Origin of the sequence: Bifidobacterium tibiigranuli (genome assembly GCF_022655035.1) — a bacterium.
Taxonomy (GTDB): domain Bacteria; phylum Actinomycetota; class Actinomycetes; order Actinomycetales; family Bifidobacteriaceae; genus Bifidobacterium; species Bifidobacterium tibiigranuli_A.
On sequence record NZ_JALCUA010000004.1, the window covers coordinates 1 to 22,155 of the forward strand.

General features: G+C 62.3%; 15 protein-coding genes, 1 pseudogene and 1 riboswitch. Of the genes and pseudogenes, 12 read left to right on the forward strand and 4 right to left on the reverse strand.

Annotated elements, in window-relative coordinates; all coding sequences use genetic code 11:
* Positions 1 to 995 (forward strand): HD domain-containing protein (locus tag LKK40_RS05590; RefSeq protein ID WP_304309822.1); only part of this gene is annotated, 995 nt, incomplete at its 5' end.
* A gap of 160 nt (positions 996 to 1,155) precedes the next feature.
* Here LKK40_RS05590 and LKK40_RS05595 read toward each other — a convergent pair.
* Positions 1,156 to 2,550, reverse strand: coding sequence for an MATE family efflux transporter (locus LKK40_RS05595; RefSeq protein ID WP_304309823.1), 1,395 nt, complete (start codon positions 2,548 to 2,550; stop codon positions 1,156 to 1,158).
* 424 nt (positions 2,551 to 2,974) lie between these two features.
* Between LKK40_RS05595 and dnaB the strand changes: the two genes are divergently transcribed.
* The 3 genes from dnaB (at position 2,975) to LKK40_RS05610 (ending at position 7,137) form a co-directional block, all read left to right on the forward strand.
* Entirely contained in the window at positions 2,975 to 4,420 is a 1,446-nt protein-coding gene (dnaB, locus tag LKK40_RS05600) for a replicative DNA helicase (RefSeq protein WP_152580353.1), read from the forward strand.
* Positions 4,421 to 4,815: 395 nt separating this feature from the next.
* The gene (locus LKK40_RS05605; RefSeq protein ID WP_304309934.1) at positions 4,816 to 6,306 is read left to right on the forward strand and encodes a Mur ligase family protein; all 1,491 of its coding nucleotides are present in this window, start codon (positions 4,816 to 4,818) and stop codon (positions 6,304 to 6,306) included.
* A gap of 81 nt (positions 6,307 to 6,387) precedes the next feature.
* Positions 6,388 to 7,137 (forward strand): type 1 glutamine amidotransferase, encoded by a 750-nt coding sequence (locus LKK40_RS05610; RefSeq protein ID WP_304309824.1) that lies wholly within the window; start codon positions 6,388 to 6,390, stop codon positions 7,135 to 7,137.
* Positions 7,138 to 7,226: 89 nt separating this feature from the next.
* Here LKK40_RS05610 and LKK40_RS05615 read toward each other — a convergent pair whose 3' ends face one another.
* Both LKK40_RS05615 and LKK40_RS05620 read right to left on the reverse strand, forming a co-directional pair.
* Positions 7,227 to 7,949 (reverse strand): TenA family protein, encoded by a 723-nt coding sequence (locus tag LKK40_RS05615; RefSeq protein WP_304309825.1) that lies wholly within the window; start codon positions 7,947 to 7,949, stop codon positions 7,227 to 7,229.
* Positions 7,946 to 8,779, reverse strand: a complete 834-nt coding sequence (locus LKK40_RS05620) for a TenA family protein (protein ID WP_304309826.1) — start codon at positions 8,777 to 8,779, stop codon at positions 7,946 to 7,948. Before LKK40_RS05620 ends, LKK40_RS05615 begins: the two co-directional genes overlap by 4 nt.
* Positions 8,767 to 8,861: riboswitch (TPP riboswitch) on the reverse strand. Its footprint overlaps the gene before it by 13 nt.
* Before the next feature lie 461 nt (positions 8,862 to 9,322).
* Between LKK40_RS05620 and LKK40_RS05625 the strand changes: the two genes are divergently transcribed.
* From LKK40_RS05625 to rpsI, 8 genes are all read left to right on the forward strand, one after another.
* Positions 9,323 to 10,030, forward strand: a complete 708-nt coding sequence (locus LKK40_RS05625; RefSeq protein ID WP_304309827.1) for an IMPACT family protein — start codon at positions 9,323 to 9,325, stop codon at positions 10,028 to 10,030.
* A gap of 272 nt (positions 10,031 to 10,302) precedes the next feature.
* Positions 10,303 to 11,028 carry an AbrB family transcriptional regulator gene (locus LKK40_RS05630; protein WP_434735128.1) on the forward strand — a complete coding sequence of 242 codons (726 nt, stop codon included), beginning with the start codon at positions 10,303 to 10,305 and terminating at the stop codon, positions 11,026 to 11,028.
* A gap of 124 nt (positions 11,029 to 11,152) precedes the next feature.
* Entirely contained in the window at positions 11,153 to 13,321 is a 2,169-nt protein-coding gene (gene malQ, locus LKK40_RS05635; RefSeq protein WP_304309829.1) for a 4-alpha-glucanotransferase, read from the forward strand.
* Between the two features lie 10 nt (positions 13,322 to 13,331).
* The gene (locus LKK40_RS05640; RefSeq protein ID WP_304309830.1) at positions 13,332 to 14,315 is read left to right on the forward strand and encodes a DUF6574 domain-containing protein; all 984 of its coding nucleotides are present in this window, start codon (positions 13,332 to 13,334) and stop codon (positions 14,313 to 14,315) included.
* 153 nt (positions 14,316 to 14,468) lie between these two features.
* Entirely contained in the window at positions 14,469 to 15,881 is a 1,413-nt protein-coding gene (locus LKK40_RS05645) for a DUF6574 domain-containing protein (protein WP_304309831.1), read from the forward strand.
* A 33-nt stretch (positions 15,882 to 15,914) separates the two neighbouring features.
* Positions 15,915 to 17,921 carry a TcaA 3rd/4th domain-containing protein gene (locus LKK40_RS05650; protein ID WP_304309832.1) on the forward strand — a complete coding sequence of 669 codons (2,007 nt, stop codon included), beginning with the start codon at positions 15,915 to 15,917 and terminating at the stop codon, positions 17,919 to 17,921.
* A 343-nt stretch (positions 17,922 to 18,264) separates the two neighbouring features.
* A complete protein-coding gene (gene rplM, locus LKK40_RS05655) occupies positions 18,265 to 18,717 on the forward strand; it encodes a 50S ribosomal protein L13 (RefSeq protein WP_304309833.1) in 453 nt (150 codons plus the stop codon).
* Positions 18,718 to 18,740: 23 nt separating this feature from the next.
* Positions 18,741 to 19,238 carry a 30S ribosomal protein S9 gene (gene rpsI, locus LKK40_RS05660; protein ID WP_304309834.1) on the forward strand — a complete coding sequence of 166 codons (498 nt, stop codon included), beginning with the start codon at positions 18,741 to 18,743 and terminating at the stop codon, positions 19,236 to 19,238.
* A gap of 269 nt (positions 19,239 to 19,507) precedes the next feature.
* On the opposite strand, the pseudogene glgX reads toward rpsI, so the two are convergent.
* Positions 19,508 to 21,727 (reverse strand): annotated as a pseudogene (gene glgX / locus LKK40_RS05665) (glycogen debranching protein GlgX); the annotation flags it as partial.
* Between the last annotated feature and the right edge of the window lie 428 nt (positions 21,728 to 22,155).

Genomic DNA, 22,155 nt, shown 5'->3' on the forward strand with positions numbered 1-22,155 from the left:
ACCTGCAGATGCTGCTCGCCCGCATCGGGCGGCAGATAGCGTTCTCGTGGGAGTTCACCTCGTCGCGGGCCAAGCATGCGCTGACGCATGAACGGCCGCGTTTCGCCTTCTTCCAGCTGCTCGACCCGCGTTCGGGCGGCAAGCGGGAGGCGCCTAAGTTTCGTGCGCTTGCGCCCGGCGTGGTGGAGCACGAGGGCGAGGTGTCGCTTGCTGCCGGTACGAAACCGACCGAGCAGACCGATCTGCCGCTGCGTGTCGCTGTCGCCGCGGCGCAGGCCGGACTGCCGATCAATCCGATGACGCTGCGCAACCTTGAGCGCTGCCCGGTGCATGACCATGATTGGAGCGCTGAGGATCGCGAGCTGCTGATTCGCCTGCTCGGTTCGGGAGCAGTGCTTCCGCGGGTATGGGAGGAGCTTGACTTCATCAATATTCCCGGGCGTTGGATACCCGAATGGCTCGGCGTGCGCAACCGCCCTTCGGCGTCCGCTGCGCACCGCTACACCATCGACCAGCATATGATCTATGTGGTTTCGCAGCTGGGGCGAGTTGCGCCTGACGGCACGCAATATGACGATATGCGGTATGCCGCGCTGCTGCTGGCCGGACTGCTGCATGACATCGGCAAGCGGCCTGGCGTGCCGGACCACGCCATCGAAGGCGCGCGCCATGTGCCGGTGATACTGCGCCGCCTGGGCTTCGGCGAGGATATCGTGCGCATCGCGACGCTGCTGGTGCGCGAGCATCTGACGCTTTCGGAATTTGCCACGGGCAAGGACCCTGCGGATCCAGCCGTGGCCGAGGACCTGGCGGCGCGCGTCGACTACGACCCGCTCACGCTCGACATGCTCTTCGATCTGACCCGCGCCGACGGCTCGTCGCTGGGAGCCACCGCCAACGAGGCTATCACGAAGAAGTACGGCTGGTCGCGCTGGCGCGAACGGCTCGTGCGCGCTATGGCTGACGCCGCGCGCGCCCGTATGCCGCGCAGTTAGAACGCCCGCGCCTGCGTTATGCCCCTTTCGTGACGCAAACCCGCCCCGCACAGTCACAAAAGGGGCAGAGCCCCCAGCCCAGTGCCCCTTTCGTGACGCTGAGTTGCGCTAACAGTCACAAAAGGGGCATAGCGTCGAATGCGTCCCGTGTTGCATGCCGTTATTTCATCCAGACGTTGCTGCGTACGCGCAGCCCGTTGAACAGCGCTCGCAGGTCGATGAAGACCAGGTTGAGCACGCCCCAAAGGATGGCCATGCGCCAGGCGTCGCTGAGGTCGATCGCGCCGTCAAGCGTATTGACGCCGCCGAGGGCCGCCAGATATGCCAGCGCGGTAATCGTACAAGTCAGGGCGAGATAGCGGTAGTCCTCGGCGCCGATGAGGATGCCGTCGAGCGCCCACATCCATCCGGCGAGCGGCAGGAACGCGCCCTGCACGAGCATGCCGACCATAATGAGATGCTGCACCTCGGGGGAGGGGCTGAACAGGGCAGTCGCCGCAAGCCCTGCAACTGCCAGTCCCACGCCGATGACCGCGCCCGCGAACAGGCCCGATCTGCCGGCGATCGAGGTCATAGCGTGCGCCCGATCGCGCCGACCCGCTCCGATCTGCGTGGCGACCAGCGTCTGCCCGGCGATGCCGATGGCGTCAAGCATGTTGAGCACGAAGTTCCAGCTCGAATTGACGGTCTGATACGCCGCCAGCACCTGCGTGCCCATGCGGGCCGCCAGCATCACCGTGGCGACCAGCGAGGCCCGCAGCGCCAACGTGCGGATGAACAGCGGCACGCCGTCCGAAGCCGTGCCAAGGATGCCGGCCAGGCGAGGCTTCCAGCTCGCGCCATCCGCACGCGCCCATAGCAGCGCCGGCACGACGAGAAACAGCCCCATGAACCATTGCGCTATCAGGGTCGCGGCTCCCGAGCCGGCCACGCCCCAGTGCAGACCGAAGACGAACAGCACATCGAGTGCCGTGTTGACCACCGCCCCGGCCACGGCCGCGACGAAGGTGATGTTGACCTTGGACAGCCCGCGGAAGATGCCATTGGCGGCGTACACGAGCAGCATGCCGGGCAGCCCGAATACAATGGCCTGCAAATACGCGGTCGCGTTGTCGAGCACGGCATCGCGCGCCCCCATCGCCCAGCACAGCGGACGCGCGGCGGCGAACAGGGCGACTGATACGAGCAGGCCGATGGCCAGCGCCAGCCACAGTCCGTCGATGCCGGCCTCAAGCCCTTCGCGCCGCCTCCCGGCTCCGATGAGCTGAGCCACGCTCGATGTCGTGCCATAGGCCAGGAACACGCACAGCCCCACCGTGGTGAGGATGATGGTGGAACCGATGGAAAGCCCGGCCAGCGCCGCGTCGCCGATATGGCCCACAATCGCCGTGTCGATGAGCACGAAGGCCGGTTCGGCGATGAGCTGGCCGAAGGTCGGCAGCGCCAGCGCGAACAACTGCCGTGTCGCCTGTCTGCGGTCGACATGACCTGCCTGTTCGGGCGATTGGGCAGCGTCATCCCGCTGCTGCGTCGTATCGTGAGTCAATTCATTCATCGCCATTCATTATGCATTCCCTAGCTGTTTCCATAATCGTACTAAGCATACTGAGCCATCGCAGGCATCAGGAAGGGAGGAACCTGCCCATTGTACTTCAGGCAAGACCGAGACGAACGCGATGAATGCCACTATCCGGCAATCCTTAAGGAGGCCTCCTCAGCGAACCGCCCCCGGAAAACTCGACTCGCATATCATCGACGGCGGTCATATGCAAATCGAGATTGGACTGCCACATAACTATCCCCACGTTATGCACTGACTTATCCCCATCATGTGGATAACTGAATGGATTATCCCCTGTGACACGCCTGCAATGTGGATAACTCGATTTTATTGTCCACCGTGAGGATACCGTGCGTGTCGCGTGAGCGATGCCGGGAAACGGCGGATGCGCTCCGCCGGTCTCCCTATACTCGTGCGTATGGCAGATGGAAATTCGTGGGACGAATCGCGGTCCGGCAGCGGGCAGGGCGCATATTCCGGAGGTTCGTCGTACGTTTCGGGCGCGACCGGGACGGCGGTGCGCGATGCGCTGTTCGACCGCGTGCCGCCGCATGACGACGACGCGGAAATGGCGGTGCTCGGCGGCATGCTGATGAGCAAGGACGCCATCGGCGAGGTCTCGCAGATGATCGACGTTACCGACTTCTACCAGCCCAAGCACCAGACCATCTACGAATCCATCATCACGCTCTTCTCCACCTCCCAGCCGGTGGATGTGGTGCTGGTCGCCAACGAGCTGCTCAAGGCCGGAGACCTCGACAAGGTCGGCGGCGCTGACTACCTGCACAGTCTGGTCGCTTCGGTGCCTACCGCCGCGAACGCCACGTTCTACGCCGAAATCGTGCACCAGCGCGCCATCCTGCGCAATGTGATCGCCGCCGGCACGAAGATCGCGCAGCTTGGCTACTCCGCCGAGGGCTCGCAGGCCGAGGACGTCGTCAACCTGGCGCAGTCCGAGGTCTACGAGATGAGTGTGGGTAAGGTACGCCAAGATTATTCGCCCATCGAATCGGTGGTGCATGACGCGCTCGATCAGCTCGATAAGCTGCAGAACCACGAGCTGGAACGCGGTGTGCCGACCGGCTTCCGCGACATCGACGACGTGACCCAGGGCCTGCAGCCCGGCCAGATGGTCGTCGTGGCAGGACGCCCGGCGATGGGCAAGTCCACGCTGGGCGTCGACTTCGCGCGTTCGGCCGCGCTGCATCACAACATGACAGCGGTCATATTCTCCTTGGAAATGAGCAAGGTGGAGCTGGCGCAGCGCATCATCTCGGCCGAGACGAACATTCCGCTCAACGCCCTGCGCCGCGCGGATGAGATCACACCCGAACGCTGGAACACGCTCAATACCTTCTGGGGCACGCTGCAGGAGGCGCCGCTGTTCATCGACGACAGCCCGAATATGAGCCTTATGGAGATCCGCGCGAAATGCCGGCGGCTCAAGCAGACCAATGATTTGAAGCTCGTCGTGATCGACTACCTGCAGCTCATGAGTTCAGGCAAGCGCGTCGAAAGCCGCCAGCAGGAGGTCTCCGAGTTCTCGCGCGCCTTGAAGCTGCTCGCCAAGGAGCTTGAGGTGCCGGTCATAGCGCTGTCCCAGCTCAACCGTGGACCGGAAATGCGCAACGACCGCAAGCCGCAGCTTTCCGATCTGCGTGAATCCGGCTCAATCGAGCAGGACGCCGACGTGGTGCTGCTCGTGCACCGGCCCGACGCCTACGACAAGGAGGACCGGCCCGGCGAAGCCGATATCATCATGGCGAAGCACCGCAACGGGCCGACCGATACCTTCCATTTGGCGTTCCTCGGCGCGACGTCGAAGTTCAAGGACATGCCGCAGGACTACCAGCAGGGGGTGTGAAGTCGATGGAGAACCACGAGGATACGGCAGCAATGTCGGCAATGCCAGCAGAACCCGAACAATCCGATACGCAGCGCGGCAAAGACGCGGACGGGTTGGTGCATGTGGCGAACGTGCCGATTAATACGAACACGCTGGCCGAGTCGGCTATATCGCTGGGCATGCCGGATAACGTGTCGAGCATTCCACTTGACGTGGCGACTGTGCCGAGTCGTCCTGCCCGCACGATTTCCGCCCAGGCGACCCAAACCGCAGTTGTGCCTGAACCTGAATCCGAAGAAGCCCAGGAGTCTGCCGCACAGCAGTCTTCGGAGCAGCAGACCTCGGCGCAGCAGCAAGCCACCGTGCCTCCGCGCGCCCCTTGGTATGCCTTCGCGACCCCGACGCTGGGCAAGATGGTGCGCTGGGCTTCGCGGCTGTCGCGGCATGGCGGCAGTGCCTTGCCCGGGCAGGTCATCGAGCGCTTCGACCGCGGATTTTTGGCCCGCACCTTGGCTGAACTGCCGTACGGCGTGGTGCTCGTGTCGGGCACGAACGGCAAGACGACGACGACCCGCATGGTCGCCTCGGTGCTCGAAAGCCTCGGTCTGCACGTCTTCACGAATCCGACCGGCTCCAATTTCACGCGCGGCGTGGTCTCCGCGCTGCTCGGCGAGGTGAATCTCAAGGGTGAGCTCGATGCGGATATCGCCGTGCTCGAACTGGACGAGGCCTACGCGGTGCATTTCGTGAAGCAGTTCAGGCCTCGATACTCCCTGCTGCTCAATGTGATGCGCGATCAGCTCGACCGCTTCGGCGAAATCGACAACACCGCGCGGCTGCTCAGCCACGTGGCGCAGGCGACGAGCGGCACGGTGGTGCTCAACCGCGAGGACGCGCGCATCGCGCATCTGGCCGCCGACGTGCCGCACAACACCAAGGTCGCCTATTTCGGCCTAGTGAACAGCCTGCGCGTGTTCTTCCCCTCCGACGACGATATGCATGCCTCCGACATGGCGCAGGGCGAGCCGAACGCAGCCGACCGGAGTGCCAGCGTCCGCACGGGTTCAGATGTCTTCGCGAGCGCCCGATCCGGCATGCCCGCCCCCGGCGTGCGCGACACCGGCTCTCCGCGCCTCAATCTGGGCCGCGCGGCCTTCGAATCCACCGCTCAGCCGGCCGATGTGGTGCTCAAGCATGTCGGCGATCACGAGGCCGAATTCCTGATTGACGGGCGCGCGGTGAGCACTTCGGTGAAGCTCGAAGGCGTCTACAATCTGTTCAACGCCGCAGCCGCGCTCGCCGTGGTGCGTGCAGTCGCCGCTGACAGTGCTAATAGTGCTGCCGGCAGCGCCGGCGATGGCGACAGTGCCGGTGATAATGACCATGCCATCAACGCCAGTGCCGTCAACATCAGTGCCATCGACGCCAGCGATGAACGGCTGATGCACGCGCTCGCGCAGGTCACGCCGGCCTTCGGGCGCGGCGAGGTCGTCGATGTGAACGGCACGCCGGTCGAGCTGCTGCTGGTCAAGAACCCTATGGGATTCAGGCTTTCGCTCGCGTCGTTCCCGCCTGAGAATCACGACACGATGATCGCGATTTGCGATGAATACGCCGACGGCCGCGATATGAGCTGGCTGTGGGATGTCGACTTCGGCTCCCTGCGCGGCGAAGGCGTGGCGATGGTCTCCGGCACGAGGGCATGGGATATGGCCCTGCGACTCGAATACGACCAAGTGCCGGTCGGGCAGACCGATACCGACTTGGAGCAGTCCGTCGAGCGCTTCGTCACGGCGAATCCGGGCAGGCCGAAGCACATGTACTGCACGTACACGGCCATGCTGCGCGCGCGGTCGGCGTTGTCGCATATCGCGCAGGTCGCCGACGCGGGCGTCGGACGCTGAACAGGCAGCACAACCGATAACAACGCAAACAACGCATACAATCGAAACGCGCCGAACACGCTGAACGAGGGGAGAACCGCGATGGCCAAGGCAATCGACGTCATGTCCTTGTACCCCAAGGATATGAACATCTACGGCGACTGGGGCAATGTGCTCACGATAACCCGTCGCCTCGCGCTGTATGGCTACGAGCCGCGCCTGCACGTCTACAACCAGGGCGACGCATGGCCCGAGCACGTCGACATGATTCTGGGCGGCGGCGGTCAGGACAACGGGCAGAAGAAAATCACCGAGGACCTGTTCCTGCGTGCCGACGAATTGCGCTCGCTGGCGGCCGACGGCACGCCGATGCTGGCTATCTGCGGGCTGTATCAGCTGTTCGGCGAGTATTTCGAGACGATTGACGGCACGAGGCTCGACGGCATCGGCATCTTCGGCGTGTACACCAAGGGCCGCGACGTGCGCATGATTGGCAATCTGGTCGAGCACGCCGAGCAGTTCGGCGACGTCATCGGCTACGAGAACCACTCCGGGCAGACCTTCCTGCGCGAGGGCGTGCAGCCGCTGGGCGCCGTGGATGCCGAGGGCACCGGCAATAACGGCGAGGACCATACCGAAGGAGCCAGGGTCGGCAACGTGATCGGCACCTATATGCACGGCTCGCTGCTGCCCAAGAACCCGGCCATATCGGACTTCCTCATTCGCACTGCCGTCGAACGCCGCTACGGTGCGTTCCAGCCCCAGCAAAGCGAGCAGCAGCGCGCCGATCTGGCCCGCATCGACGCTGCGGCCGAGCAGGCGCGCACAGTCGCCGCAGCGCGTCCGCGCTAGTGGTTAGGTTCGTGCGTTTCAAAGGCTGAAATGCCCGAACCCAACCAGACATCTAGTGACCTGGCTGGCCGCGCAAACAGCCTGCGGCCTTAGTCCCTCCCCGCGAAGGCATCGTCGAAGAAGCCGAGTTCGTAATGTACGGCCTGCTCGAAGCGGCTGCGCTGCTCGGGGTCGGCGGGGTCGGCGACGCGATTAAGTTCGCCTATCAGGAATGCCACCCATTCAGTGAAATCCTCGCCTCGGTGCACATCGACCCAGCCCCGATTCTGCGCCAGCTTGGGCATACGGGTGCCGTGCTCGGTCTGCAGCTCGGCCCAGTCGAGGTAGAGCGATTCCGCGACGGTGAGCACGATAAGCGCGTCGGCGTAGGAGCGCGTCTCGAGCGTCGAGCGATATAGCTGGCGGAATCCCTGCGCTGACGGCGTAAGCTGCGGATGGTCGATTTCGGCCTGCGGCACTGCGAACTGCTTGAACCGGTTCTGGAAGTACGCGTCCTCGTCGTTGGCGATGAAGCCGAGCTGCCGGGCGAGCCGATTCTTGGCCGGCATCGTGTCAGCCGAGGCAAGCGCCTGACCGAGCAGGGACAGAAAGTCGAAGGAGAACTGATTGTCCTGAATCAGATAGTCGCGCAGCACATCGTCGGGCAATTGATCCGCCACCAGCTCGCGCACGAAGCGGTGGGTGACGGCGGCCTGCCATTCGTCGTGCGCCAAGGCGCGGAAGCTGTCGTATGGCATGTTGGCGGCAGTGTTGGGTGCGGTATCGGATGCAGCGTTGGCCGAAACGGCGGCTGTTGTAGTTGGGTTGCTCATCGAAGGCCTCCTTGCGTGCCGAGCTGCGCATCGGTCTGCGCGTTATCGTTATCAGCTTGTGCATTTTCATCAGGCTGTGTATTTTCACCAGAAAAATCCGGCCAGGGTCTGCGGTGCAGCGCCGAATCCCAGAAGAGGTATTCGTACCGGGTCGCGGTGCGGTAGGCGCGTCGCATCTCGTCGCGTTCCTCGGGCGACGCGGAGGCTGCAGCGCGGTCCACATTGCCGCGCGCCTGCTCGACAGAAGCATGGAACTCCTCACCGTCGTATTCGGCGATCCACTGCGCATAGGGGTGGTCAGGGTTGCGTTCCAGCAATGCGCCGGCCTGATGAGCCAGCCGTTCGGCGACATGCGCATATACCCAGAAGCAGGGGAGCACGGCTGCGGCGCCTACCGGATACGGCGCCTGCGAGGTCTGCGCTACGAGGAATGACGTGTAGCCCAGGCACACCGGCGACGGCAGCTGATCGGCCGGCGAGAGCAGATCGGGGCCGTTCGGCAGCACACTGCGATGCAGCTGGGTTTCCTCCACGCTGGCGCTGCGTGCGGCATCAGCCCAGCTGGCGGTCAGCTCGGACGTGGGGCTTCGGGCCGAGAGCAGGGCGAGCGAGCGCGCGTACCCGCGCAAGTACAGCGTGTCCTGATGCATGTAGAACTGGAAATCGGCGGCGTCCAGCTCGCCCGAACCCAGCAGGTTCAAGAACTCCATCCTGTGGATGGCGGCCAGTTCGGGGGCTATCGACTCCCAGAGCTCATCGGTGAAGCGCGGGCCGGTCGATAATGGTGATAATGATGGTGATTGCGTCTGCGGTCGCGAAAAATCGTTCATGACATCCCTTCGTCAGCATGATCTGCATCAGGTTCAACGGGTGTGGTCTCAGTCGCCGGCGGCGACACCCCGTGTCGATTGCCGATTGTACCAGCGCCGCTGGCTGCGGTCCAGAGCGACGTGCGTCGATTGAGAGCATGCGGTGGCTGGGACCGTTCCAGTAACCGCATGGCGGACCCGTGATGATATTCGTGCGTTCTTCGATACCGTGCTGCGTGAAGTGGAGCCGGAGGTACGCCGTTGTCCGTCCGCCTCCAGTTGCCAGTCTATAGGCATTTCATGGCGGGCATTCGCGCGTCCCATTGCGATATGGCCGTACGCGGCGTGTCGCAAGCGTGCGCCTTGCGCGCCCCCGTATACCGTGCCCCCATGCGTTTCGTCAGCGTACGTTGTATGACACGTTCGCGAGGTCTGTATTGGAAAACGTACACTGCCGACGACTCAGCGTACGTTTTCCAATACGGGGTCGTGCAGCATGCTGGAAAACGTACGCTTGGGGGCTGCGGGTCATGCAGTCGTGGGTCGTGGACACCATAGGTATCGATGAACAATGCAGCACGCACCGGCCACGCACAGTCCGCGGATTCCACAGCATCCACGGACTTCACGGTGCTTAACGCGCCCGAGAGCCCGGCGCAGGGCTCGCTTGTCGAGCGCAAATCCGAGTTCATCGGCAATGCCTGCCATGCGGCTACCCTCGATGAGGCGCTCGCCTTCGTGCAGACGATTCGTGAGCGTCATCCCAAGGCCCGGCATGTGGCCTATGCGGGCGTGTGCGGTGCCAGCGAGCGGCTGAGCGAACGCATGAGCGACGACGGCGAGCCGTCGGGCACAGCCGGCAAGCCCATTCTGGATGTGCTGCGCGCGAAGCATCTCACCGATTGCGTGGTGAGCGTCACGCGCTATTTCGGCGGGATTCTGCTGGGTTCGGGCGGCCTGATTCGCGCCTACGCGACAGCCGCCTCGCTGGCCGTAGAGGCTGCGGACATGGCCGCGCTGATGCCGAGCCGGCACTATCGGGTCGCGTTGGAATACCGGCATTTGGGCGCGTTTGAGCATTTGTTGGAATCGGTGCAGGGCACCAGAGTGGATGCGAGCTATGCGCAGGGGGTCGTATGCGAGGTGCTGGTGCCTTGCGAGCAGTGCGGTCGCTTCGAATCGCGGCTGCGCGACGCTTTCAGCGGCACGGTGCGACCGCAGGCGTTGGACATGGTCAATCATGTCGTGTCGCAGGCTGTGCCGCTGCAATAACTGCGCCTCGTCAAGCTGTGTTTCTGCAAACTGTGTTTCTGTAATAATTGTGTTTCTACAATGAGCCGTGCTTCGGCAGAGCAAACCGCTGCGAGCTGCACCCCAGGGCTCTGCCTCGGCGAGTTCGCACAGCAGGCGATATGCTGGGCGATATGAGCGAATTGCAGGAAACGGTGCCGCAGGCCGGTGTGGAAAACGCCGATCAGTCGCAGGAGGATGCTGTGCAGACAGGAGACGTTGATATCGCTGAGGGTATCGGGGCAGACGCCGAGATAGACAGCGCGGCGGCGGGCGATGCCGCTCCTGTCAACGATGACGACAGCGCCACCGACGATGCCAACGCTAATGACAATGACGGCACCAACACTAACGCCAACGCGAGTGAACCCGCCGGCAACCCCGACGATTTCGAACCGCTGACCGACAGCTACGAGCGGCTGCGGCACTCCCATGACAGCGCCGAGCTGAGCGAGTTCGCCCGCAGGCCCTTGCCTGATAAGGCCAATCAGGCAGCCTTCTCCCGCGCGACCGCATTGCTCGAAGCGGTGGCCGGCAACCCCAGCACCCCCGTCGAGGACCGCGTCTACTTGGCGCAGACCATGCCCTTCCCGAACGTGCTGGTCAAACTCTCCGTCGATCCCGCGCCCGAGGTGCGTCGAGCGGTGGCGGGCAATGCCGATGACAAGAACTGGCTCGTCGGCAGGCTCACCAAGGACGAGGATATCGAGGTGCGCGACATCGCGCTGCGCAACGGCCGCACCTCATGGAAGATGCGCCTGGAAGGCGCGCAGAATCCGCAGACCGGTGCGGAAACGCTTGATTTTCTAGCACAATTAGGAGTCGAGCTTGAGCCTGATGCCTCCGATGTGCTCGCCTCGATGGTGCGCCGCGCGGTCGCGCTCAATCCCCAATGCGCGCAGCCGACGCTGGAACGCCTTGCCGCGGATTCCTCGCCGCAAGTTGCCAAGGCCGCCCGCTCTCGGCTGCAGGAGCGGTAAGTACAGCAATATGGCAGTGCGGCAACACGGCAATACGACGCCTATGAGGTGAGTTCCGCCACATGATTGCCTTGGGATGGCCGCAAGTGCCATACCACACCAAGCTAGGGATTACACTGGAGGAATGACACAGAAAGTCGAAAGCGAAGAACGCCTGGCGCGTCCGCTCATCCGATTGGCTCGACTGGTCGGGGTGGAGACCAGCTACATCGGGCAGACCAGCGATTATCACGAGATCGATGATGATGTCCTCGTCGACGTGCTTGGTGCCTTGGGCGTTGACGCCACGAGCGATGAAGCAGTGGCGCAATCCATCACCGCGATACTTGACGACCGGCATCGGCGCCTGGTCGCTCCCACCGTGCTGCACACCGTCGGCGAGCAGAGCGAGGTTCCGGTCAATACCGGCGTGCTCGACGTCCCCACGGCCAGCATCACCTTGGAGAACGGCGAGAAGTACGACGGTGAGGTGACCATCGACGCGGGAGACGGCTCAGGGGCCTACCCGCTCGGGGATGCCTTCGTGGTCACGGCCTCGATTCTCATTCCCGCCGACCTGCCGATGGGCTACCACACGCTGCATGTCACGGTCGGTGAGCGCGAGCAGGATGCCACGCTGATCAGCGCGCCGGAGCGGATCGAGCCGTTGGAGCCAATCAAGGACGGCCAGCTGTGGGGCTGGATGGCCCAGCTGTATTCGATTCGTTCGGCCGGGTCATGGGGCGTGGGTGACTTCGCCGATCTGAAGACCCTGCTGGTTGAGTCGAAGCACAGGACCGGAGCCGATTTTCTGCTCGTCAATCCGCTGCATGCCGCCGAACCGGTTTCGCCTCTCACGCCCTCGCCTTATCTGCCCGTCTCGCGCCGCTTCGTGAATTTCACCTACATTCGCCCTGAGAGCATCGAAGAATACGACGCACTGGATGAGGAGACGCGCGCTCAGATTACCGAGCTGCACAATCAGACCGAGGCGCTTAACGGCGATGCGCAGCTCATCGACCGCGACGCGATGTGGCGCTCGAAGATGCGCGCGCTCTGGCTGATCTTCAAGGCCGGTCTGGGCGCTGCCCGGCAGGCGCAGTTCGATCAGTTCAAGCAGGCGACCGGCGACGAGCTTGAGGCCTATGCGACCTGGTGCCTGTGCTACGACAAGTGGGGCGCCCCGGACGACAATGATCAGGGCAACTGGATTCATGCGCTATCCAAGGATTCCGAGGCGATCGCGCAGGTGCGCGCGCAGTTCCCCGACACGCTCGACTTCTACCGTTGGCTCGAATGGGTGGCTATCAGCCAGCTCGAAGACGCCCAGCAGGCGGCCAAGGATGCGGGCATGGGCATCGGCATCATGTCGGATATGGCCGTCGGCGTGCATCCGGCCGGTTCCGAAGTGTGGTGGGATCCCGAACGTTTCGCCAAAGGTGCCACGGTCGGCGCCCCGCCGGACTACTTCAACCAGCAGGGCCAGGATTGGAGCCAGCCGCCCCTAAGCCCGCTGTCGCTGGAATCCACGGGCTATCAGACATATCGCAGCCTGGTGCACGGCATGTTCTCGCAGGCCGGCGCAGTGCGCATCGATCATATTCTGGGCCTCTTCCGGCTGTGGTGGATACCGCAGGGCCGCTCGGCCATCCAAGGCGCCTACGTGCATTATGACAGCGAGACCATGATTGGCATTCTGGCCATCGAGGCCGCGCGCGCCCAAGGCGTGATCGTGGGCGAAGATCTCGGCGTGGTGCCCAAATTCGTGGTCGATTCGCTTAAGCGCCACGGGATTCTGGGCTGCACCGTCGAATGGTTCGCGCAGAAGGACGGCGAGTTCCTGCCGCCTGACACTTGGCGTCGCGATGCGCTCGCCTCCGTCAATACGCATGACATGCCGCCGGCCGCAGGGTACTTGGGCTATGAGCATGTCGAGCTGCGCGACCGTTTGCACCTGCTCACTGAGCCGGTCGAGGACTTCAAGGCAGGGGCCGTGCAGGAGCATAACGCGATGCTTGCGATGCTGGTCGACAAGGGTTTCCTCGACCCCGAGCTCATCACCGACGAAACCGAGCACACGCAGCAGATCGTCGAGGCGCTTTACCGCGGTCTCAAGGCCGCGCCGAGCAGGCTGTTGGCTGCTTCGCTGACCGATGCGGTAGGGGAGCGCCGCACCCAGAACCAGCCGGGCACGAACAACGAGTACCCGAACTGGCGCATTCCGTTGGCCGACGAGAACGGCGATGTCGTGCCGCTCGAAGCGCTATTCGACAACCCTCGTCTGCAATCGCTCGCCGCAATCATGAGAGCATGAGGGGCTGATCGTGGATCAGCGGATTGAGGAAGATGCTCACAAAGAGGCCAAGGGAAGCAGGCGCAGTCAGGGCGATGCTGACACGGAGAGCGCACAACTGAGGATTGCGCCAGCCGATTCTGCACTGGGTACATCTGCACTGGGTGAGTCTGCGACGAATGCCGGTGCTACGAGTGCTGACGCCGCCGATAATGCCGCTCCCAGAGGTCTAGGGGCGTGGCTCGCCAGCTCGCTCAAGGCGCCGTCCCGCGATATGCGCGAGAGCGACCGGAGCATCTTCGGCTGGCTCGCCATAGTCGTGACCTCGATATTCGGCGCGCTGATTCCAGCTACGATGGCATGGCGAGCGATCTCTGCATTCGCTGCGTATGCCACCAACAGGGCCGGCAGCCTGCAAGCGCTCGTCCTCGGATATGTGGATCAAGGGATATCCTCGGCCAGAGACGCGCTTCCCAGCGGATCCCTCGCCATGCCGTTCGACTTTGCCGCTTCGTACCTCACCACCATGCTCTCCGACAAGCTCGACGCGGTACAGGCGTCATTCGGCGGGCGCGTGGACCGCTGGGAGTCAACGCTCAGAAGCAATATCACCAGCATCTTCGTCGTCGCCGCGCTCGGTTTTCTCATCTTCAATATCGTGCTGGTGCTGTGCGTGTGGATGGTGCGCCGCGCCCTCCTGCACGATACGACGTTCACGCTCGGCCGGGCGCTCAACCTGGTCGCGCGGCAGTATGTGCTTGTGCTGCTCGTGTTGCTTGCCGCCGAGCTGTTCGCTCTGCTCGACCTTCCGATTCCGGTCGTCATCCTGCTGCTCGTCGCTATTATCCTCACCCAGATGATTGTTCGCTTCGGGGTCTTCGACGCGAGCAATCGCCGCAGGGCAGACGGATACTATCTCAAAGTCTTCGGCTTCATCGTCGCCAACATCCTGCTGCTTGCCGTATTCGCGCTCATAGTCGTGTTCGGATGGCATATCCTGAGCACTTCGCTGTGAGGCGGCATATCTAGTACTCAGACTAGAGCTCAGCCGATGTGAAGAGCTGGTTTTTCTTGGGGGTACTATCGAGACAGGCGGCTTGCGCTGCCGTAGAAAGAGCGATGAGGGACTTCAAGCCGCTTCGTAACGCGGTGGGTGAAAGGATCAATTGTGGACCAGCACGGTTGGGAAGAGTATTTCGAGGCGGTCAATGGTCGAAAGCCTACGCAGGATGATATCGACGAGGGCGTTGCGAAGGGTGAGCTTGAGCTGAGCAACCCGGAGGACGCTGAGAATTCCAGCAATGCTGCTGCTCCTAGTGATGCCGCTGATGCCGCCATTTCCAGCGATGTCGCTGTTTCTGCTGATGCTGCCGTTTCCACCGGTTCCACTGATGCCGTCGTTCCCAGCGTGGCGTCTTCCTTGGCGGATAACGGGCAGGATGCATTGCCAACGCAGGCTATACCATCGGCTCAGCCTGTGGCGATGCCAGTTTCCGTCTCTGCCCAGGGCGCTCAGACTGTTCAACTTGCACAGACTGCCAAGTTCTGCACCAGCTGCGGCGCGAGGATTGTGCCGGGAGGGCGATTCTGCAAGAAATGCGGCGCGCAGGTGCTGCAGCAATTCGCAGGGGCGCAATCCGGCAGCCAGCCTGTGGCTGCGGTCCAGTCGGTTCCGGCGACCCAAGTCATGCCGACTGTCCAGCCCGTGTCAACTCAACAGTCTGTGTCTGCCCAACCAGTGCCATTTCAATCAATGCCGGAGCAGCTTGTACCTACGCAGCCTGCGCCAATTCAGCAACCTGTCCCGCCGACTCAGCCTGCGCCAATCCAGCAGCCTGTGCCAATCCAGCAACCTATTCCAACCCAATCAGTGCCAGCCGCTGCCCAGCCGCCGAGCGCGGCAGGGCTGTTTTTCACCGGTCTGTGGGCGTGGATCGTCGGCTCCATCAAGGCTCCGTGGCGCGATAGGCACGATGCCGATCAGCAGGGCTTCGGCTGGGTGTCCATCGTCGTGACCTCGCTGCTCGGCGCGCTGGTTCCAGCCACATTGGCTTGGCGCGCAGTCTCTGCAGCCAGTTCGTACGCCAGCAATAGCCTCACCAGTCTTTTCGGCGAATCGATGATGGGGCTCGGCGAGTCCGTCGACCAAGGGACATCGACGGCCAACGGCGCGGTCACCAGCGCCTTCTTCGGCATGGTGATTGGCCTTTTCGTCTTCAATATGGCGTTGGTGCTGTGCATATGGATGGTGCGCGGCGTCTTTCTGCTCGACAAGGCATTTACCTTCGACCGGGCTCTCGATCTTGTTGCGCGGCAGTATGTGCTTGTTGCGCTCGCGCTGCTTGTGGCCGAGTTCTTCGCTCTCATCGGAGTTGCAATTCTGGCCGCTCTCGCACTGATTGCCGCTATAGTCATCGTCGGCGCAGTATCGAGTTTCGGCGTGTTCCAAGCGACGAATTATCGCAAGGGCGACGAGTTCTACTGTAAGCTCCTCGGCTTGGTCACGACCAGCGTCATTCTGGGCATTGTGGTGCTGCTCATGTCTGTGCTTGGGCTGCACACGCTGATTGCATCCCTGTAATTTTCTGTAATTCCCGATAAGGTGAGGAAAACCATGAATCCGCAGCAATGGGCATCGTTATTCGCGCAAGCGTTCGATCGCAAGCCGACCATCGAGGAATTCAGCACGGCGAAAGAGGCCGGCTTCCCGATAACGAGCTTGACGGATATCAGTCAGGAAGCACTTCCTCGCGTCTGGGCGCAGGCGTTCGAGACGCTGCAGGGCAGGAAGCCGACCGCGCAAGAGTTTCTGTTTGCCAAGCAGGGAGGTTTCGACCTCACAGTGCTGGACGCTGTTGCGGCGCACGCGCAGCCGGAAATGCCCAATGCAGGCAGTGCGACCCAGAGCAGTGCGGCTCAAAACAGTGCGGCCCAGAGCAGCGCATCGGAGCAAACGCCGTCAGCAGCCGCAACGGACAACACTGTCGCCATGCCGCAGGATGCTCTGCCCAGCACCGTTTTTCCCGCCGATGCCGCTGCGACGACGATCATCGAAGCCGTGCTCAGCGACGACCAGATCAATCTGCGTGCGGTGTCCGATGTGCTGCCCGACCCGCCTGCCGCGCAGATGCCATTGCAGCCGGGAAATGTGATTGGAGCCGCCGGAGCGGCTGGAGCGACCACAGCTACGGCTGCTCGCACGAAGCGGTCGCGGCTCATCATGTGGCTTGCCATTGCAGCGGCGGTACTGCTATGGATCATCGCCTCCGCATTGTACTTCTGCTTCAACTATTTTGGCGCTTCCCCGACAGGCTTCAGCTTTTACTGGACGCATCAGTCAAGCACGCTGACGCGATATGCGGACGACTACGATTCCCACGCACCGCTGGATGAGAGCACGCTCGGCTGGTATGTGTGGCAGGATACCGGCAAGGCTTTGCAGGCATCCGATATCGCCTATAAGCCCACGCTGCCGTCCTCGCTCTCCATCAGCCCGTACACGCCGAATCAGGGCCTGCTGCCCGGTACGTCGGTGCAGCGAACGGGCACGCAGTATTTGATATTCCCCAAGTACCAGATTGCCGTAGCGCCGCAGGAGGTTGTCGTTTCGACGGATACCTCGGGGCTTGACCTCGCGCTGCACGGCAAAGTGGTCGGCACATCCGATTCGACATCGTATTCCGCCTCGGTCAAGCGTCTGTTCCCAGGCAAGTATCAGGCCAGCGCGCGCGGCACCGTCAACAACGTGAAAATCGATCTGGCGAAATCGGTGGATGCCGTGAAGGGGCGGACGCATTCCGATTTCAATCTGCAGTTCGTCACCTTCCATCTGTATTCCAATGTGCTCAATGCCGATGTGTTTATCGGCGACTCCAAAATCGGGACGCTGGACGGCGGCGACTACAAATTCAATCAGATTCCGGTGCTTGTCGATCAGCAGCTTCAGGTGCAGAGGACTTTCCGCGATGGCGTGGTCAAAACGAAGTCAGTGCCGGTCTCCTCAATCGCCGACGGGTCGTCGCTCTATCTCAATTGGGGCCAGGAGCTGAGCAACAGCGCTGCCAACGACCTCTTCTCCAAGGCGCAGGGCATTTTCTCCCAGTTGGCAGCCAACGAATCGGCGGACGATGTCTCCTCGGTGTTCGAAGGCGGAACGGGCAATCCCGCGTATGTCCACTTCCGCGATGGCGTGACGAACATCAAGTCGCCGCTGCCCGGATTCATGCCGAAATCGATCAGTTTCAGCGATGTCAACGTCAACAGCATCGAGCAGACCGGCGTGAACACCTATAACGTCTCATGGACCATGACCTGGGACTTCTATTATCCGGATGTGGAGAACGACGATAATTCGCAGACCGCCGATGGCGACTACCTGCAGACCTGCCAGTATCAGGCGCAGGTCAAGTATGTGCCGACCGGCAGCGCATCCACGCAAACCGACAGCGATTCAGGCTCCGGCTCCTCCTCGTATGACGGCGGCCAGTCGACCTCATCGGGCGGCGCAGGCGACGATTCGTCCAATTTCCTCATTGCATCGCTCGATCCCACGGTTACCGTCGCCAATGAGAGCAATAATGTCACTATCAATTCAGTCGATTCGGGCGATTCTGGCGACTGACGGCAGCGTCGATCGGCCGCTGATTGGCTGCTGGTTGGTTGTCGGCTGGCCGCTAAACGGCACTGATTAGCCGCTAACTGGTGCCGATCGGCTGCCGATCAACTGCGGCACTGCACGGTTGCGCATGCTATGGCATACCGGGCGTGTTGTGCGTGTTGCGTGAAGTCAAGACCCGCGATATACTTGAGGATTGTTGTGTTTCCCTAAGGGGTCCTTCAAAGCGCTTTCCCACTCGCAACCGAGGACTTTCAGGGAGCCCACGGATAATGAGGCTGAAACTGTCGTGACTTTTCACCACGGCTCTCGAAGCCCGGAACACAATAACCTAAGAAAAGGTACACTCGTGAAAACTTTCACACCGAAGCCAGCTGATCTGACTCACGACTGGTACGTCATCGACGCAACCGACGTGGTGCTCGGCCGACTTGCCACCCAGGCGGCGACGCTGCTGCGCGGCAAGAACAAGCCAACCTTCGCGCCTCACGCCGATTCCGGCAACCATGTCATCATCATCAACGCGGCCAAGATCGCGCTGACGGGCAACAAGCTCGGCAGCAAGGAACTCATCACGCACTCCGGACGCCCCGGCGGCCTGCGTCGTGACAGCTACTCCGATCTGCTGCAGCGCAACCCCGATCGCATCGTCATCTCCGCGGTCAAGGGCATGCTGCCCAAGAACCGTCTGTCCAAGGTGCAGCTGGATAGGCTCCACGTCTTCGCTGGCGCCGAGCATCCGCACACCCCCCAGAAGCCCCAGAACTACGAGATCTCCCAGGTCTCGCAGCAGGCCAAGTGAACCGAAAAGGAGACAAGAGAAACATGGCTGGAAACACCAACGACTCCGCGGTTCTCGAGACCGAAGAGGAGCAGGAGCTCACTTCCTACAGCACCGAGACCAACTCCGGCGCAGGCACCGGCACCTCGGCGATCGAACCGGGCTACGGCACCGGCCGCCGCAAGGAAGCCGTCGCCCGCGTGCGACTGATTCCGGGTTCCGGCAAGTGGACCGTCAACGGGCACACGCTTGAGGAGTACTTCCCCTCTCGTCTGCAGCAGCGTGAGGTCAACTCGCCGATCGTGCTGCTCAAGCTCGAGAATAAGTTCGACGCAATCGTCCTCGTCGAAGGCGGCGGCACCACCGGCCAGGCCGGCGCAATCCGCCTGGGCGTGGCTCGTGCGCTTAACGGCATCGACCGCGACGCGAACCGTGCGGCCCTGAAGAAGGCTGGATTCCTGACTCGCGACGCCCGCGCCGTCGAGCGCAAGAAAGCCGGTCTGCATAAGGCACGCCGCGCTCCGCAGTTCTCGAAGCGTTAAGTTCCGCGCGTTATACGCAATACGACATTGGCCCCCTGCGATGCATTCGCAGGGGGCCAATGTCGTTGAGGATAGACATGACTAGTATTCCATACACAAGTCGGTAGATAGTTTTTCTCATCCGCATCATTGCAATGATGCAAATCACCTATCTGCCGACTTGTGTATAGCAGTCCCGGCGTGTCGACGCCGATGCCGCCACGCCGCCTCTACACGATCTGCTGCATCAGGCTGATGCTGCGCCCGGGGATAGCCCAGCCCTGCGTGTGCCCAGCGAAAGCCGTAGCCGCATCGTCGCCCGCCGAAGTCCATAGGCATCGCCAATCGCTGTCCGTGGGCAGGCGGAACTGCTGCGCATCCGCATCGCCATTGATGACGATGAGGACGTTCACCTCGTCATTCGCAGTCAGCCGCATGGTGAAGGCGCGTATCTCGCTGTCGAACCAGTCGCGTTCCATCGGCGTGGTGCCGTCGGGCAGGAACCATTGCACGCGACTGGACTGTTTGAACAGGCCCAGCTGAGTGAGCCTCGTGAAGAAGTCCTCATGGTGGTAGAGATCAAGGGATTTGCGAATCGAGATGAGCCGCGCGACCGATTGCATGCGGCGGGTCTGCGCGCCGGATTCGCCCTGCGCGAGCCAGTCCCATTGCAGCCACGAGATGTCGTTGTCCTGGCAGTACGGATTGTTGTTGCCCTGCTGCGAATTGCCGAACTCGTCGCCCGCCTCCAGCATCGGTGTGCCAAGCGAGAGCAGCAGCGTGCCGAGCATATTCAACGCAGCACGTTCGCGGCTCGCGCATATCGTTGCGTCGTCGCTGGGGCCCTCCACGCCGAAATTGGCGGAATTGTTGATATCCGAGCCGTCGGTGTTGTTCTCGCGGTTGGCCTGGTTGTGCTTGCGCGAGTACATGGTCAGATCGCTCAGCGTAAAGCCGTCATGGCTTACGACGTAGTTGATCGAGGACGTGGCACCGCGCCCCGGCTCGGTGGCGAACAGATCGGCTGAGCCGCACAGCCTGGTGGCCATATCCTGCATGCCCACGGTGCCAGCTGTGGCGGCTTTTTCGGCGTCGGAAAGCCAGAACTTGCGCGTGGCATCTCTGAACCGGTCGTTCCACTCGGCGAAGGGCGAGCCGAACTGACCGGTCCGCCATCCGGCATTGCCTAGGTCCCACGGCTCCATGATGAGCTTGAGATTGCCGAGCAGCAGATCGCTGCGCAGCGCGTACAGGAAGGGATGGTGGTGGGTGAATTCGCCGTCGAGCCGGGCCAGCGAAGCCGCCAGATCGAAGCGGAAGCCGTCGATGCCGATGCGCTTGGCCCAGTAGCGCAGCGAATCAATCGCATAGGTGACGACATGCGTGTTCGTGAAGTCCATGGTGTTGCCGCATCCGGTGGTGTCTTCGAGAATGCCGGGATTGTCCTTCATGCGGCGGTAGTACGACAGCTCGTCCAAGCCGCGCCAGCATACGGTCGGCCCCTCCGGACCGCCTTCGCAGGTATGGTTGTAGACCACGTCCATGATGACTTCCAGACCCGCCTCGTGCAGGGCGTGCACCATGTCGATGACCTCCTGGCGCACCGCCTTGGCCCCTTGGCTGCGCGAGGCCTCGGTCGCATAGGAGGGCTCCGGCGAGAAATAGCCCAGCGTGGAGTAGCCCCAGTAGTTGGTCAGCCCGTTCTCGCGCACGTGCAGCTCGTCCTGCTTGGCTTGGATGGGCAGCAGTTCGATCGAGGTGACGCCCAGCCGCTGCAAGTACGACAGCGTCTGCGGGTGCGCCAGCCCGGCGTAGGTTCCGCGCAGTTCCTTGGGCAGCCACGGTGCGTTCGCGGTGAAGCCCTTGACGTGCAGCTCGTAGATCACCGTCTTGCTCCACGGCACATGCGGGTGCGTGGGGTCGCCGACATGCTTGGCGGTGTCGCGGTCGTCGATGGCGACGGAAATCGGCACTGAACCTAGCGAATCGATGGTGCTCATCCCGTCGAATGCGGAGCCTTTGACCACATTGTCCACGACGTCGCAGGCGTAGGAGAACGCCGCCGGAGTGAGGTCCATATGCCCGTCGATGCCTTTGGCGTATGGGTCGAGCAGCAGTTTGTAAGGGTTGAAGCGCACGCCGTACTTCGGGTCCCAGGCCCCGTCCACGCGGTAGCCGTAGCGCATGCCGTCCCAGGCCTTCGGCAAGTGGACGTACCACAGGCCGTAGTTGGGGCCGCTCATGCGAAACAGCGTCTCGCGCACGCCGAGCGAGCGCACGATGCGCGTGCTGATGTCGTGGGTGCGGATGTGTTTGAGTATGGCGGCGGCATCGCCGTCAAGTACCTGGATGGAGTCGGAGTAGAACGCGGAAGGCCGGGTGACCGGCTCGTAGACGCACAGCCATACCTGATCGGAGGTTTCCGAGCGGACGATGGCATCGGCGCCGTCGTCCTCGGTGAAGTACAGTCCTGGTCGTGTCGCGTAGCGGTGAAGTGGTGGATTGCGCATGCACCCATTGTAGATTGCGGAACCGCACCTTGCCGCAGCATGGCGTAGCTGCGGCGTTGGCGGCGTTTTCGGTGCGTTTCGGCGCGGTGCGGCGCGGTGCGGCAGCGGTGAGACAGCGGCGAGGTGACGGCGTGAGCGAAACCGTTGCGATTATGTGAACTGTTAGCGTGAACATTGGTGCTATTCCAACAGACCGTATGCCAAATGAAACGAAACCGCTCATATTTGATAGTGAATGAACATTTTTCATAACAAAAGATATGCAGCAACGAACAAATGTCACTCGGCTTCACTCATGACACGCTCAAAAAATGGCAGCCTCGACAACGTGCAGAAGCTTCGCTAATTTGTGATGCAAGTCACAGACGCATGCTCTGCGGCTGGACTCTCAAACTGCGTGCGAATGGTCGTATGACCATATCCAAAGG

Excerpts from the sequence above, each read along its gene's own strand:
- LKK40_RS05595 (WP_304309823.1), bottom strand. The coding sequence starts at position 2,550 with ATGAATGAATTGACTCACGATACGACGCAGCAGCGGGATGACGCTGCC.
- dnaB (WP_152580353.1), top strand. The coding sequence starts at position 2,975 with ATGGCAGATGGAAATTCGTGGGACGAATCGCGGTCCGGCAGCGGGCAG.
- LKK40_RS05605 (WP_304309934.1), top strand. The coding sequence starts at position 4,816 with ATGGTGCGCTGGGCTTCGCGGCTGTCGCGGCATGGCGGCAGTGCCTTG.
- LKK40_RS05610 (WP_304309824.1), top strand. The coding sequence starts at position 6,388 with ATGGCCAAGGCAATCGACGTCATGTCCTTGTACCCCAAGGATATGAAC.
- LKK40_RS05615 (WP_304309825.1), bottom strand. The coding sequence starts at position 7,949 with ATGAGCAACCCAACTACAACAGCCGCCGTTTCGGCCAACGCTGCATCC.
- LKK40_RS05620 (WP_304309826.1), bottom strand. The coding sequence starts at position 8,779 with ATGAACGATTTTTCGCGACCGCAGACGCAATCACCATCATTATCACCA.
- LKK40_RS05625 (WP_304309827.1), top strand. The coding sequence starts at position 9,323 with ATGAACAATGCAGCACGCACCGGCCACGCACAGTCCGCGGATTCCACA.
- malQ (WP_304309829.1), top strand. The coding sequence starts at position 11,153 with ATGACACAGAAAGTCGAAAGCGAAGAACGCCTGGCGCGTCCGCTCATC.
- LKK40_RS05650 (WP_304309832.1), top strand. The coding sequence starts at position 15,915 with ATGAATCCGCAGCAATGGGCATCGTTATTCGCGCAAGCGTTCGATCGC.
- rpsI (WP_304309834.1), top strand. The coding sequence starts at position 18,741 with ATGGCTGGAAACACCAACGACTCCGCGGTTCTCGAGACCGAAGAGGAG.